This is a genomic window from Deltaproteobacteria bacterium, from assembly GCA_016223005.1.
Classification (GTDB): domain Bacteria; phylum Desulfobacterota; class GWC2-55-46; order UBA9637; family GWC2-42-11; genus JACRPW01.
Genome location: JACRPW010000001.1, coordinates 16,631 through 29,448, shown reverse-complemented (window position 1 = coordinate 29,448; position 12,818 = coordinate 16,631). Strand labels below are relative to the sequence as shown.

Sequence of the window (12,818 nt, the reverse complement as noted above, 5' to 3'; positions counted from 1 at the left end):
TGCAATTCATCGTCTTGCAAATTTTTTCACAACATCTAATAGTTGTTCAGGTGTAAATGGTTTTACAATCCAGCCGCTGGCACCTGCCTGTTTCCCGTCCTGTTTCTTTGAATCCTTTGATTCTGTTGTCAGCATTACAACAGGTGTAAACTTGTATGAAGGATGCCTTCTAAACTGTTTTATGAATTCTATCCCGTCCATTTCAGGCATGTTTAAGTCTGTTATGACCATATCTATCTTTGCCCCATTATTCAGTTTATCCAGCGCATCTTTGCCGTGGACTGCCTGAACCACACTGTAACCTGATGCTGTCAAAACAAAGTTCACCATTTGCCTCATGGATATTGAGTCATCTACTATCAGTATTGTCGTTGCCATGTTATGCCCTCCCTTTGTCTTCAGTAAGCAGTAACTGCCCACTGACTGCTGTATTTCTAAGAACCTTTCTCTCTGATTCCATTGTGTACATATTCTCAAGCGATTTCATACTGCTGTCCTTTTCCCATTCATGGAGTTTATTCTCCATGTTCACTGATTGTTTTATGATTCCATCCATATCTGATTTTAGCCCGGAAAGCGGTTCTATTACATGCTCTATGCGCTGCCTTGTTATATCCTGAAACTGCATTGATACAACAATACTGCTTATATCCTTTGCCAGAGTTTGGGTCTGGGTGGTAAGGGTATCCAACTGACTCTTTGCCTCTATTATGATTCCTTCAATCTTTCTTAATGTATCCCTTGCTATGTCTTCTGATTCCTTTGTCCGCTCGTTGCTTTCTATGGTAGTTGTCTTTGTTTTTGAATAGATGCCCTTAATATCGGTTTCTATCCTATGTGTCCTTTCCTTTATCTTGTTTGCCGCCGTATTTGACCTTTCAGACAATTTTCTAATCTCGTCCGCAACGATTGCAAACCCCCTCCCATGCTCTCCTGCCCGCGCTGCCTCAATCGCTGCATTAAGGGCAAGCAGGTTTGTCTGGTCAGATATATATTCAATCTCTGTAACTATTTGCTGAATACTGCCCGCATCATTTATAATAACGTCCATATTTGTAAGGGTATGGTTAATGCCGTCTGTAAGGCTGTTTAGGTTTTCTATAATATCTGAAAGCGCCTTCTTGCTTAGTCCTGTAAAGTCACTGCTTGTGCCATCGACACTTCCAGCAAAAAGTTTAAACACTGTCTCTGTCTTATTTGCCTGCTGCTGCGCCATGCTCACAATATTCATAAACCTTTCACCTATATCAAGGGCTGCGGTTTCTGTCTCGTGTATAACCTCTTTTAATTGACCCACTAACACAGGGATAGTATTGCTTTTCTCATATAATGTTTTTGTAATAGGCTCTACTATGTTTTCCATCTCTAAAAGATGCCCCCTTTCTCTTGCAACATCTTCCTTTTTTAATGTGTTTTGCATCTGTCTGAATAACAGGTAGATTATTGTAAGGCTCGCTATGTAAGCAGCAGATGCTAATATTATCCGAATAGGTGTTTGGGTTATCATTGATGGCAGAAAAACAAGAAGGATTACGAATGCTTCTTTTACGGTAAGTTTTAAGTCTCTCATATCTCTCTAACCCCAATCATAGACATAAGGTCTGCTACTGCATCAGAAACCTTAAGAGTAACTTCCTGCCCTTTTCTTATACACTCCTTTTTTAAGGCAACCAGCATCTGCACCCCTGCTATATCAACCTTTGTTATATTTTCTGTATTAACCACTATTTCATCACTTGAGTTTATTGTATCCCGTATTGTGTTAAAGAGAGTATCTAATTGATTTATAGTGAATTCGTCTTTAAATGTTATTGCCGCTGCCATAACTTTACCCTCCTTTTTATATTGCTTAATATATACTATATGTGTGTTTTCAGACTTTTTACGACTTCATCAAGTGTTTAAGCAATAAAAATGCCAAAAACCAATGGGTAAGGATAACCTGTTTAAATTTAAGGAAATTTTATTAAAATGCTGCTGCAATGGATGGGTAATATGATTATCTCACTATGGAATGTCTTCCATAGTTATGGATGGAATTCCATGATTTTATATTCCGTATTCCTTAATCTTTGTGAGGAGGGTCTTATAGTCTATCTGAAGGATTGATGCGGTTTTTGTCTTGTTGCCATTTGCTGTGTACATGGCTTTTTTTATAGCCTTTTTTTCAGCATCTCTTACAACAGCAGCGGACAATTCCTTTAAAGGCATAATAGGGCGGGTGTCTTTATATTCATTCTTATCCTCAATAAGGAATTCAAGATGAGAAGGTCTTATTGTGCCGTTATCACACATAATCGCTGCCCTTCTGCATACATTTTTAAGTTCCCTTACATTGCCTGACCACGGATATTGTTTAAGGAGGTTCATTGCTTCAGGGGTTATCTCCCTGAATTGTTTATTTAGTTCATCAAACGAATCATTTAAAAACCTGTATGCGAGGAGGGATATGTCTTCAACCCTTTCCCGAAGCGGTGGCAAACTAATAATGAATTCACTTAAACGGAAGAACAGGTCTTCGCGCAAATGCCCTTCTTTAAGCGCCTGCCGTACATTTACATTGGTTGCTGCAATAATGCGGACATCAATATCCAGAGGTCTAGCAGCGCCTAAAGGATATATCTGTTTTTTCTCCACAGCACCCAGTAATTTACCCTGCATTACAGACGGCATATTTTGCAGTTCATCAATAAAGATGGTGCCACCATTGGCAATTTCAAAGAATCCTTTTCTCTTTTTTTCAGCACCTGTAAATGCCCCCTTTTCATATCCAAAAAGTTCACTCTCAATAAGTGTATCAGGTATTGCCCCAATATCTACTGTTATAAAAGGCTTATCTCTTCTTCTGCTCTGGTCATGGATTGCACGGGCAGCCATAGTCTTGCCTGTGCCTGTCTCTCCCTGTATGATTACAGAAAAGTCGCTTGAGGCAATCCGATGAATCTGCTTTATAACTTTTTTTATTTCCTCATTTTTGCCGAGCAACCCTTCAATAGATGTATCTATAACGGTATTTAGCTTTAAAACCTCTTTTTCAAGGGATGCCTTTTCAATTGCCCTTTTTATAACAATGAGAAGCCTATCAAAGTAAGGTGGTTTGACAATAAAATCGTAAGCCCCTTGTTTAATACTTTCTACTGCTGTAGGGATATTACCATGACCGCTTAACATAATGACAGGTATTACATGGTCTATCTTTTTTAGTTCCTGCATTGTTTCTATGCCGTCCATGTCAGGCATCTTAAGGTCTAAAATCACTGCATCAGGGTTCTCCCTTTTAAAAACCTCTATGCCATCCCTGCCCCCTGAAGCATCTATAGGGAGAAACCCGTTTAAATCCATAACCTCTTTTATGGCAAGGCGGGTTGTCCTGTCATCATCTATAATCAGTATCTTATGCATGCTGTGTCAGATATCCTCAATCCTGTCCCGTCCTGTCTCTTTAGCCTGATAAAGGGCAGAATCAGCCCTCTCCAGAATTGTTTTTCCATCGTCACCATCCTTATATTCTGTAATGCCAAAACTGGCAGTAACCTTAAGACAAATAGATTTTTTCTTATCCATAAATGCCTTTTCCTTCATTTCAATTCTGATTCTTTCAGCAACTATCCTTGCCCCTTTCCTGTCTGTTCCGGGCAGGATAATGGTAAACTCCTCACCGCCGTATCTTCCAGCATAGTCAGTTTCCCTTAAATGATTTTGTAGTAAAGAGGCAAATGCTATCAAGACCTCGTCACCAACAGAGTGTCCATAAGTATCGTTTATCTTTTTGAAGTGGTCAAGGTCTATGAATACAATAGAAAGACTGCCTCCATACCTTTTTACACGGTTTATCTCGTGAATGAGTCTTAAGTCCAGGGACCTCCTGTTTGGAATCTGGGTGAGAGGGTCTGTAACTGCCATCTTATTAACCTTGTCAAGCCTCTCCTTTTTATCTTCCAGATCTTTTGTGGTTTCATCCAACTGCCTTTTTAAAGAGGTATTGTCCTCTTGTATCTTTTGAAGTTCTCCAATCAATATCTTTTTAACTTCCATAACGGCATTATTGGTATCTATCCTCTCTATCTTCTTCACATCATCGTCCAGACTTTTATTCTGTTTGATTGACCTGTCCTTCAATGACTCTATAACCCCCATCACCTCATCCATTACCTTCTTTGCCTCTTCAGCCATCTCTGATAAAGCCTTCTCTTTTTCAATGGAAATGGCGCTTTCATCATAGCCCACATCATCAGGATTGGAACATTCGGGCAGGAGTTCCAGTAGAGCACTCATTCCTAAATTCTTTGCAGACTGTTCAAATTGCTCCTTGTAGTTTTGAGGGGTAATGGGGATATTCTTTAGCACAAGGGATTTCAGGGTATCCCTTGCAATAATAGAGACATTGTGGACAAGGGGTGTTTTGTCCTGTCCTGCCACTCTGTCTTTAACAGGTTTCATCTTTATATCAGGCATTGTATCAGACACCCTTACTACCCATTATACACGAATACCTCTCCATTTTATATATCGCTAAAAAAATACAGAACTTTAGCAGAAATTATACTATTTTATGCCCCAAAGGAAAAGATTTTAATTTTTAATTTTTAATTTTTTAATTTTTAATTTTAATTGACAGTTTATTTTTTTTCTGTATACTTCTTAACCCAATATGCCAAACTCAAAAAATCAAAAACAACAATCTGCCAAACAACGAAAGAAACCTTCTGAAAAGCAAAAAGGCAATACAGGAAATCAGAAAAAGTCAGATAGAAGGGTAAAAGGGTCTGCAGTCAAAAAAACTGTCAAACTACACCCAAAGGATAAAGAACCCTTTAAAAAACAGAGGTTGACCGCCGCAAAGCCAACTATTACTACTGGTATATCTCGTCCAAAGGGTAAAGAACCTTTTGAAAAACAGATAACAAAAATACTGTTTAAGGCAAAAGAAGAACTTCTCATGGATGTAAGCCAGAAGGTTAAGGAAGAAACTAATACATCAAAATTTGAGATAGGTGATATCTATGACATAGCAAGCACTGAAAGGGACAGAGAACTATCACTTATATTAGGCGACAGAGACAGAGAGAAACTGGCAAACATAGAAGACGCCTTTGAAAGACTTAAAGACGGCACTTATGGTATATGCGAAGAATGCGGTGAACCTATCGGCGAGGAAAGACTTAAGGTGCTGCCTTTTACAAAGGTCTGCGTGGAGTGTAAGTCAAAAAACGAGCGGGAGCATGGTTGCCGTAGAAAATACGAAGAAGAAACAGGATTTGGCATAATAGAAAAAACTGAAGTGGAAGAAGAGTTTTAAGTTTTAATATGCCTTCCAGATGAATAAAAGAGCCGCCCTGACTTATCTCATGGTTACTGCCGTAGTCGTTGTAATTCTGGCAGTATCACTCCTTAAAAAAAAACCTGAACAAATCAAATACACCCAACTCTTAATGGGCACTATCGTTGAGATTACCCTTGTTGGTAATAATATAGAATTGATGAATAATGCCAAAGATTCTGCTTTTAAAGAGATACAACGGCTGGAATCTCTTATGAGTCATTATCAGGATGCAAGCGAGGTTTCAAGAACAAACAGAGAGGCAGGCAGAGAACAGGTAAAGGTATCTCAAGAGGTTATTGAGGTCATTGCAAGTGCAAAAAAGGTTTCAGAGATGACCGACGGGGCATTTGATATTACAATGGGTGTGCTTGGCAAGGCATGGCATTTTACAAATGACGACAAAGGAGAACCGCTGCCACCTGCAAAGAAAGATATTGAACATCTCCTTCCGCTTATTGATTATAGACAAATAATCATAGATAAAGAGTCAAAAACAGTAAAACTGAATAAACAAGGTATGCAGATAAATCTGGGGGGTATTGCAAAAGGGTATATTGTTGCAAAGGCTGTGGATGAAATTAAAAAAAAAGGTATTAAAAAAGGGGTTGTCCATGCAGGTGGTGATATGTTCGTATTTCAGGATAATGAGGATACACCATGGAAGATAGGCATTAGGCACCCCAGAAATAAAGATGCAATTCTTGGAACTATTACTATATCAAATGGCGCGGTTGCCACATCAGGGGATTATGAAAGATTTTTTGTAAAAGATGGCATAAGGTATCATCATATTATGAACCCAAAAACAGGTTTCCCGGTATCATGGACACAATCTGTAACTATTGTAGCAAAAGACGCAGTCATGGCAGATGCACTTTCTACAGCAGTATTTGTAATGGGCACAGAAAAGGGAATGGATTTGATTGAAAGACTGCCAGATATTGAAGGATTGATAGTAGATGCAGATGGCAGAATAAAGGTTTCATCAGGTTTAAAAGAAAAGATTACGATGGAAAGGCAATAAATATATTGCAAAATTAGTATTAAATGATAATATTTCAAAAAATTCGACAGGAGGCCTTTATGCCAGAAAATGTTCTCATCTTTGGGAAAGATACCTGACCATACACAAATGCAGCCCGTGAGGATTATGCAAAAAGAGGATTTGATGTTAAATACTTCAATGTAAAGGCAGATGAAAATGCCATGAAAGAGATGCTGGTATATTCAAAGGGAAAACGGGATGTGCCTGTCATTGTTGAGGATAATAAAATAACAGTAGGTTTTGGAGGCACTTGAGGGATTTAGATTGCTGGCAGGCTGCCAGTATATTTCTTCTATGGATAAAAATTGGATTAAATGCCCTGAATGCAGTTTTGAGGGAAAGCCAAAGAGGTTTTCTTCACAACCGAAACAGATAGTGCTTAGAATATTTTTATGGTTTTTTTTCCTCCTGCCCGGTTTTATTTATGATATGGCTATTGAAAATAGATTTATATGTCCAAAGTGTAAAACAGAAATTCATTGAATGCGGAGGTATGAATGGAAAGGACTTTGTCTATTATCAAGCCTGATGGTGTAAAAAAGGGGCTTATCGGTGAGATAATCTCAAGATTTGAAAAGAATAATATAAAGGTTGCAGCAATAAAGATGCTCTGCCTTTCAAAAAAAGAGGCAGAGGGCTTTTATGCAGTCCATAGGGCAAGACCGTTCTTTGACAGCCTTACAACATTCATGTCTTCGGGACCTGTTGTTGTAATGGCGCTGGAAGGTGTGGATGTCATAAAAAAGAACAGGGACTTAATGGGTGCTACAAATCCTAAAGATGCTATGCCCGGCACTATCAGAAGGGATTATGCGGATTCTATTGAATCAAATATAGTTCACGGTTCTGATGCGCCTGAAACAGCAGTGTTTGAAATAGGCTATTTTTTTAATTCATTGGAGATATGCGGATAGAATATGGAATCCATCAGGGATATAAAAAAACATTACAACTTCTTTGAGAGGGATGAAAAGAACCTTACGCATATTGCGCCGGTAATGATGAAATATACGGATGAGTTTCCTGTAAAGTTTTATGAACACATAAGGGACTTTGAAGAAACACCCCATTTTCTTAAAGATGAATTGGTTGTAAAACGGCATCAGCATTCCCTTAAGGAATGGTATGCAAACCTGTTTTCAGGGGATTATGAAGAAGGTTACCTTCTCGGACTGGAAAAGATAGGTTATGCCCATGTAAAGATAGGTCTCAAACCGCATTATGTCAATGCTGCGATGAACTTTGTCAGAATCTTTTGCCTTGATATATTGAGAAAGGAATATAGAGATGAATCAGAAAGAAGGGAGATTGCAAATTCCTTTACAAAGATAATTGATATAAACCTTGATATAATGACAAGTTCATTCGTTGAGGGTGAACTTAGAAATTATTTTATCTCCCAAAAACTAGAATCTTACATGGTTCAGATTGCAAAGAGATTTACACACGGACTGAACCTCCTATTACTCATAGGACTCATACTAATGTCTGTAATGGTTATGGGTCTCTTTGTCTATGATGTAAGCCATATATTTGAAGGTGATATAGAAAAGGGGCTGTTAAGCACCTTGGGTTCCCTGCTTGTTTTATGGGTTGTCATTGAACTTCTGAATACTGAAATAAAACACCTAAAGGGCGGGAAGTTTGCAATAAAGGTCTTTATAAGCGTTGCATTAGTATCTGTTATAAGAAAGATTCTTATCACAACACTCAAGGGAGAGGCGATTGAGGCACAACTGACCCTGATTGCTGCTGTTGCTGTTCTCGGCGGTGTATATTGGTTTATTGCCAAGTTGGAAGCGTGATATATTACACACAGCCTTTGTCCCTTTGCTCATTACTACTTGCCTTTCATCTTTTTAAATGCAAAACATTTTAGACCTTACACTAAAAGATATTGAGAAACATCTTCTTGCAGCAGGAGAAAAACCATTTCATGCAAGGCAGATAATTGCATGGATTTATTCCAGAGGCATTACCTCTTTTGATGAGATGACAGATATTTCAAAGGGATTAAGGGAAAAGGTCAAAAATGAGTTTTACATAAGCATTCCTGAAATTGCTGCAACAGAGGTTTCCTTTGACGGCACACGAAAAGTCCTCTTAAAACTTCATGATGGAAACTTTATTGAGTGTGTCCTTATACCTGAAGAAAAAAGACTTACCCTATGTGTTTCAACACAGGTTGGATGCAGCCTGACTTGCAGATTCTGTCTGACAGGCAAAATGGGTTTTACAAGAAACCTTAAGGTATCTGAAATGTCTAAACAGGTGTTTGCATGCAAATCACTACTAGCGGATGGTCAAAAGATTACAAATGTAGTTTTGATGGGCATGGGCGAACCTCTTTTAAATTATAGCGAGGTGATAAAATTTTTAAACATTTTAACCGAGCCAAAAGGCTTCGCATTTGCCACAAGGAGGGTAACTGTTTCAACAGCAGGGATAATACCAATGATGGAAAGACTTGGTAAAGAAACAAAGACCAATCTTGCTGTTTCATTAAATGCTGCAGAAGATTCGCTCAGGAGTTATCTTATGCCTGTTAATAAAAAATATCCTTTAAGGGGACTTCTGGATGACTGTCGTGCATACCCCCTGCAAAAGAACAGAAGGATAACATTTGAGTATGTCCTTATTAAAGGTATCAATGATTCATCCAGTGATGCAAAAATGCTTATAGAACTTCTACAAGGCATCCCATGTAAGATAAATCTAATTCCTTTTAACCCATTTCATGATTCGTGTTTTGAAAGACCTGCGGATGCGGTAGTATCAAAATTTCAGGAAATCCTCTTAAATTCCAGATACACAGCATTTATCAGGCAGAGTAAGGGCAGGGATATATCCGCTGCATGCGGTCAACTTAAAGGCAGGATACACCCTGCTTCCTAAAGCATAACTCCAAAATTGACCTTATATAAAAATACAAAACCATGTATGGTTAAGTCAATTGTATTTATTAAAATAAGGTGATAATATCCTTAAATATTATGGATGGGCAAAGTGTTGGACGGCTTCCGTCATGGCTTATTAAGAAGATGGGGCAGCCGAGCAGTATTCATAGTGTTAAAAGTGTGCTGCGGAGCAGGAACCTGCATACTGTCTGTGAATCTGCAAGGTGTCCGAATATTGGTGAATGTTTTTCAAAACCGACTGCGACATTTATGATATTGGGAAATATCTGCACCCGCTCATGCGGTTTTTGTAGTGTGGAAAAATCGGCACTGCCTATGACTGTTGACCCTCTTGAGCCTCAAAATATTGCCTTGACTGCAAGAGAAATGGACTTAAAACATGCAGTCATAACATCAGTTACAAGGGATGATTTAAAGGACTTTGGCAGCATGCAGTTTGCCTTGACAATCAGGGCGATTAAGGATACTATTTCTGCCATTTCTGTAGAGGTCTTAACCCCTGATTTTAAAGGAGATAAAGGGTGTTTGAAGGCAGTCATGGATGAATTGCCTGACATATTCAACCACAATCTTGAGACAGTTCCTTCGCTTTATGGCATTGTCAGACCTCAGGCTGATTACAAAAGGTCTTTAAAGGTTCTTGAAACGGCAAAAGAGATGTCGGATGGTATTATAACAAAATCAGGCATAATGGTTGGATTGGGTGAGACAAAGGATGAAGTTAAAAAGGTTTTAAGGGATTTAAAATCTGCTGGATGCGACGCAGTAACAATTGGGCAGTATTTAAGACCAACAAAAAATAATCTGGAAGTTAAGGAATATGTGCATCCTGATATTTTCAAGGAATATGAGGATTTTGGAAAAGAAATAGGTCTAAAATATGTTTATTCAGGGCCGTTTGTGAGGAGTTCGTATAATGCAGAGAAACAGGCGATAGGCAATAGGTAATGGGTAATAGGAAAACACATAGCCTATAGCCTATAGCCTATTGCCTATAGCCTGTATTTTTGGAGATTTTATGGAAGAATTTCACCGCATAAAAAGACTGCCGCCTTATGTCTTTAACATAACAACAGAATTGAAGATGGATGCACGCAGGCGCGGGGAGGATATAATTGATTTTGGCATGGGCAACCCTGACGGACCTACGCCAAAGCATGTGGTGGATAAACTCATTGAATCTATCCAGAAGCCTGTGAACCACAGATATTCTGTATCAAAAGGCATTTATAAACTGAGGCTTGCAATAACTGACTGGTATAAAAGACGGTATGATGTTGCTCTTGACCCTAATACAGAGGCAATTGCAACAATAGGTTCAAAAGAGGGGATTTCACATCTTGCGCTTGCTATAATCGGTCCAGGTGATGTTGTGTTTGCGCCGAATCCTACATACCCGATACACGCCTATTCTGTGATTATTGCAGGCGGCGATTTGAGAAGCATCCCGCTTATACCCGGCAGAGATTTTTTTGAAGACCTTCTCTCTGCCACAAAGCAGACATGGCCAAGACCTAAAATGCTTGTAATCAATTTCCCTCACAACCCTACAACAGAGGTTGTTGATCTGGAGTTTTTTAAAAAGATAGTTGATTTTGCAAAAGAGCATAAGATGATGGTTGTCCATGATCTTGACTACGCTGATATTGTATTTGACGAATATAAGGCTCCGAGCATTCTTCAAATCCCAGGCGCAAAGGATAGTGCTGTTGAGTTCTTTACCCTCTCAAAGAGTTACAATATGCCGGGCTGGAGGGTTGGTTTTGCTGTCGGCAATAAACATATGATAGGGGCATTGGCAAGAATCAAGAGTTATATGGATTACGGCATGTTTCAGCCGATTCAGATTGCCGCTATACATGCCCTTAATGGTCCGCAGGACTGTGTGCATGAAATCTGCGAGACATACAGAGTTAGAAGGGATGTTTTAATTAAGAGTTTTGCGCAGGCAGGGTGGGAGATTGAAAAACCAAAGGCGACAATGTTTGTATGGGCGAGGATTCCAGAGCCTTTCAGAAAGCTCGGTTCTCTGGAGTTTTCAAAATTTTTATTAAAAGAGGCGAAGGTCGCTGTGTCGCCGGGTGTGGGTTTTGGAGAATACGGCGATGAATATGTAAGAATAGCCTTGATTGAAAATGAACACAGGACAAGACAGGCAGCGCAAGGGATCAAGAGGGCGTTGAAGAGGGTAGGTTAAAAATGATGTTAGCGGAAATATCTTGTTGGTAAGCGTATGGATTTTAAATTATCCTCACATGCTCAAGATATGTTGCAAGAACGCAATATCCATGAAGAATGGGTATGGCGAACCATTGATAGTTATGGATGGAAAAATATTGGGGAAGACAATAATATACATTATTTCAAAAGCATTCCAGAGCATGATGGGCGAATTCTCCATGTGGTTGTAAATCCCCATGTTTCGCCAAAGAAAATAGTTACCGTATTTTTTGACCGCAGGGCAAGGAGGCAACAATGAGGTTAAAAGTAGACAAAGAAAACGATGCCCTTTATTTTCGATTGGATGAATCTTCTATTGTGGAATCAGAGGAGGTGCAGCCGGGGGTAATTCTGGATTTTAACGCTGAAGGCAAAGTAGTGGGTGTTGAAATGCTTAATTTAAGTCTGCGGGTGAAACCTGAACAGATGAAGGTTCTTCAATACGAAACTGTGTAGAGCAGGAAAAAGGCAATAAAAGAGTTTGCAAATCGCTATATCACCAAGATAAAGGAGTTCAGGCAATGGCTTTTAAAAAAGGTGAAAAGTTAATTTATAAAGAATAGCATATAGTGCCAGCAACCATTAAAAATGACTTTGCCTGCAATGGCAGACTAAAATGAGGTTTTAAACCCATGGATACGGTAACTAACAATTTTGCAGAAATTATCAAAAACAAATTGAAAAGACATTTAAAGAAGGTAGTTTTATTTGGTTCTCATGCCAGAGGTGATTTTACAGAGGGTTCTGATTATGATTTCTTGATTATTGTGGATAAGAGAGAGAAAAAGATTCAGGAGATTGTTTTGGATGCCTGTGTTGAAATAATGAATAAGTATTATGCATTGGTAGGATGTATTGTATGCGATGAAAAGGAATGGGAAAGTAAAAAGAGATACCCTATTGGTTTGAATATATTAAAAGAGGGGGTTGAACTGTGAAGGCAGCCGATATTGATGTTATAAAGGCAATGCTTTCAAAGGCACATGAAAAACTAAAAACTGCCCATATAGATTTTGACAATAAAAGATATGATGATTCTGTCTCCCGCACATATTATGCGGTCTATCATGCAATCTCTGCTGTTTTGCTTTCAAAGGACTTGCATTTTTCATCGCATGGCCAGACAATCGGTGCGTTTAACAGGGAATTTGTTAAAACAAAAAAGTTTCCTGCTGTATTTACAAAGATGATAGAAAAATTGTTCAATGAACGGCAAACTGGCGACTATGACTTTGAAAGTTATATTGATGAGGATATTGCACAAGAAGATTTAATCATGCAGAAGATATATTAAAGGCATGTAAGGAATATT

17 protein-coding genes are annotated in these 12,818 nt (G+C 38.7%); 12 read left to right on the top strand and 5 right to left on the bottom strand.

The features are described from left to right. Nucleotides 1-6: 6 nt before the first annotated feature. The 5 genes from HZC45_00155 to HZC45_00135 form a co-directional block, all read right to left on the bottom strand. Nucleotides 7-378, bottom strand: coding sequence for a response regulator (locus HZC45_00155; protein MBI5681584.1), 372 nt, complete (start codon nt 376-378; stop codon nt 7-9). Between the two features lies 1 nt (nt 379). Beyond that, nucleotides 380-1,570, bottom strand: coding sequence for a hypothetical protein (locus HZC45_00150; GenBank protein ID MBI5681583.1), 1,191 nt, complete (start codon nt 1,568-1,570; stop codon nt 380-382). Next, nucleotides 1,567-1,824 carry an STAS domain-containing protein gene (locus HZC45_00145; GenBank protein MBI5681582.1) on the bottom strand — a complete coding sequence of 86 codons (258 nt, stop codon included), beginning with the start codon at nt 1,822-1,824 and terminating at the stop codon, nt 1,567-1,569. The genes HZC45_00150 and HZC45_00145 overlap by 4 nt, the downstream gene beginning before the upstream one ends. A 225-nt stretch (nt 1,825-2,049) precedes the next feature. Further along, the gene (locus tag HZC45_00140) at nt 2,050-3,402 is read right to left on the bottom strand and encodes a sigma-54-dependent Fis family transcriptional regulator (protein ID MBI5681581.1); all 1,353 of its coding nucleotides are present in this window, start codon (nt 3,400-3,402) and stop codon (nt 2,050-2,052) included. 6 nt (nt 3,403-3,408) lie between these two features. Beyond that, nucleotides 3,409-4,467 carry a diguanylate cyclase gene (locus tag HZC45_00135; GenBank protein MBI5681580.1) on the bottom strand — a complete coding sequence of 353 codons (1,059 nt, stop codon included), beginning with the start codon at nt 4,465-4,467 and terminating at the stop codon, nt 3,409-3,411. A gap of 184 nt (nt 4,468-4,651) precedes the next feature. Here HZC45_00135 and HZC45_00130 point away from each other — a divergent pair, with 184 nt between their 5' ends. The 12 genes from HZC45_00130 (at nt 4,652) to HZC45_00075 (ending at nt 12,800) form a co-directional block, all read left to right on the top strand. After that, nucleotides 4,652-5,299 (top strand): TraR/DksA family transcriptional regulator, encoded by a 648-nt coding sequence (locus HZC45_00130; GenBank protein MBI5681579.1) that lies wholly within the window; start codon nt 4,652-4,654, stop codon nt 5,297-5,299. A gap of 19 nt (nt 5,300-5,318) precedes the next feature. After that, the gene (locus HZC45_00125; protein MBI5681578.1) at nt 5,319-6,347 is read left to right on the top strand and encodes an FAD:protein FMN transferase; all 1,029 of its coding nucleotides are present in this window, start codon (nt 5,319-5,321) and stop codon (nt 6,345-6,347) included. A gap of 59 nt (nt 6,348-6,406) precedes the next feature. Continuing rightward, nucleotides 6,407-6,622 (top strand): glutaredoxin family protein, encoded by a 216-nt coding sequence (locus tag HZC45_00120; protein MBI5681577.1) that lies wholly within the window; start codon nt 6,407-6,409, stop codon nt 6,620-6,622. Between the two features lie 243 nt (nt 6,623-6,865). After that, entirely contained in the window at nt 6,866-7,282 is a 417-nt protein-coding gene (ndk, locus tag HZC45_00115) for a nucleoside-diphosphate kinase (protein MBI5681576.1), read from the top strand. A gap of 3 nt (nt 7,283-7,285) precedes the next feature. Further along, on the top strand, nt 7,286-8,173 hold the full coding sequence (locus HZC45_00110) for a phosphate-starvation-inducible PsiE family protein (protein MBI5681575.1): 888 nt from the start codon (nt 7,286-7,288) through the stop codon (nt 8,171-8,173). A gap of 58 nt (nt 8,174-8,231) precedes the next feature. After that, nucleotides 8,232-9,263, top strand: coding sequence for a 23S rRNA (adenine(2503)-C(2))-methyltransferase RlmN (gene rlmN / locus HZC45_00105; protein MBI5681574.1), 1,032 nt, complete (start codon nt 8,232-8,234; stop codon nt 9,261-9,263). 98 nt (nt 9,264-9,361) lie between these two features. Further along, nucleotides 9,362-10,234: a lipoyl synthase gene (lipA, locus tag HZC45_00100; GenBank protein ID MBI5681573.1), complete on the top strand. Its 873-nt coding sequence runs from the start codon at nt 9,362-9,364 to the stop codon at nt 10,232-10,234. A 70-nt stretch (nt 10,235-10,304) separates the two neighbouring features. Then, on the top strand, nt 10,305-11,483 hold the full coding sequence (gene alaC / locus HZC45_00095; protein ID MBI5681572.1) for an alanine transaminase: 1,179 nt from the start codon (nt 10,305-10,307) through the stop codon (nt 11,481-11,483). Between the two features lie 69 nt (nt 11,484-11,552). Beyond that, the gene (locus HZC45_00090; protein ID MBI5681571.1) at nt 11,553-11,765 is read left to right on the top strand and encodes a DUF4258 domain-containing protein; all 213 of its coding nucleotides are present in this window, start codon (nt 11,553-11,555) and stop codon (nt 11,763-11,765) included. Continuing rightward, on the top strand, nt 11,762-11,962 hold the full coding sequence (locus tag HZC45_00085; GenBank protein ID MBI5681570.1) for a DUF2283 domain-containing protein: 201 nt from the start codon (nt 11,762-11,764) through the stop codon (nt 11,960-11,962). The genes HZC45_00090 and HZC45_00085 overlap by 4 nt, the downstream gene beginning before the upstream one ends. Nucleotides 11,963-12,138: 176 nt before the next feature. Further along, nucleotides 12,139-12,444: a nucleotidyltransferase domain-containing protein gene (locus tag HZC45_00080; protein ID MBI5681569.1), complete on the top strand. Its 306-nt coding sequence runs from the start codon at nt 12,139-12,141 to the stop codon at nt 12,442-12,444. Beyond that, nucleotides 12,441-12,800, top strand: a complete 360-nt coding sequence (locus HZC45_00075) for a HEPN domain-containing protein (protein ID MBI5681568.1) — start codon at nt 12,441-12,443, stop codon at nt 12,798-12,800. Before HZC45_00080 ends, HZC45_00075 begins: the two co-directional genes overlap by 4 nt. The last annotated feature ends 18 nt before the right edge of the window (nt 12,801-12,818 follow it).

Excerpts from the sequence above, each read along its gene's own strand:
- HZC45_00155 (MBI5681584.1), bottom strand. The coding sequence starts at position 378 with ATGGCAACGACAATACTGATAGTAGATGACTCAATATCCATGAGGCAA.
- HZC45_00150 (MBI5681583.1), bottom strand. The coding sequence starts at position 1,570 with ATGAGAGACTTAAAACTTACCGTAAAAGAAGCATTCGTAATCCTTCTT.
- HZC45_00145 (MBI5681582.1), bottom strand. The coding sequence starts at position 1,824 with ATGGCAGCGGCAATAACATTTAAAGACGAATTCACTATAAATCAATTA.
- HZC45_00140 (MBI5681581.1), bottom strand. The coding sequence starts at position 3,402 with ATGCATAAGATACTGATTATAGATGATGACAGGACAACCCGCCTTGCC.
- HZC45_00130 (MBI5681579.1), top strand. The coding sequence starts at position 4,652 with ATGCCAAACTCAAAAAATCAAAAACAACAATCTGCCAAACAACGAAAG.
- HZC45_00125 (MBI5681578.1), top strand. The coding sequence starts at position 5,319 with ATGAATAAAAGAGCCGCCCTGACTTATCTCATGGTTACTGCCGTAGTC.
- ndk (MBI5681576.1), top strand. The coding sequence starts at position 6,866 with ATGGAAAGGACTTTGTCTATTATCAAGCCTGATGGTGTAAAAAAGGGG.
- HZC45_00110 (MBI5681575.1), top strand. The coding sequence starts at position 7,286 with ATGGAATCCATCAGGGATATAAAAAAACATTACAACTTCTTTGAGAGG.
- rlmN (MBI5681574.1), top strand. The coding sequence starts at position 8,232 with ATGCAAAACATTTTAGACCTTACACTAAAAGATATTGAGAAACATCTT.
- lipA (MBI5681573.1), top strand. The coding sequence starts at position 9,362 with ATGGATGGGCAAAGTGTTGGACGGCTTCCGTCATGGCTTATTAAGAAG.
- alaC (MBI5681572.1), top strand. The coding sequence starts at position 10,305 with ATGGAAGAATTTCACCGCATAAAAAGACTGCCGCCTTATGTCTTTAAC.
- HZC45_00090 (MBI5681571.1), top strand. The coding sequence starts at position 11,553 with ATGTTGCAAGAACGCAATATCCATGAAGAATGGGTATGGCGAACCATT.
- HZC45_00085 (MBI5681570.1), top strand. The coding sequence starts at position 11,762 with ATGAGGTTAAAAGTAGACAAAGAAAACGATGCCCTTTATTTTCGATTG.
- HZC45_00080 (MBI5681569.1), top strand. The coding sequence starts at position 12,139 with ATGGATACGGTAACTAACAATTTTGCAGAAATTATCAAAAACAAATTG.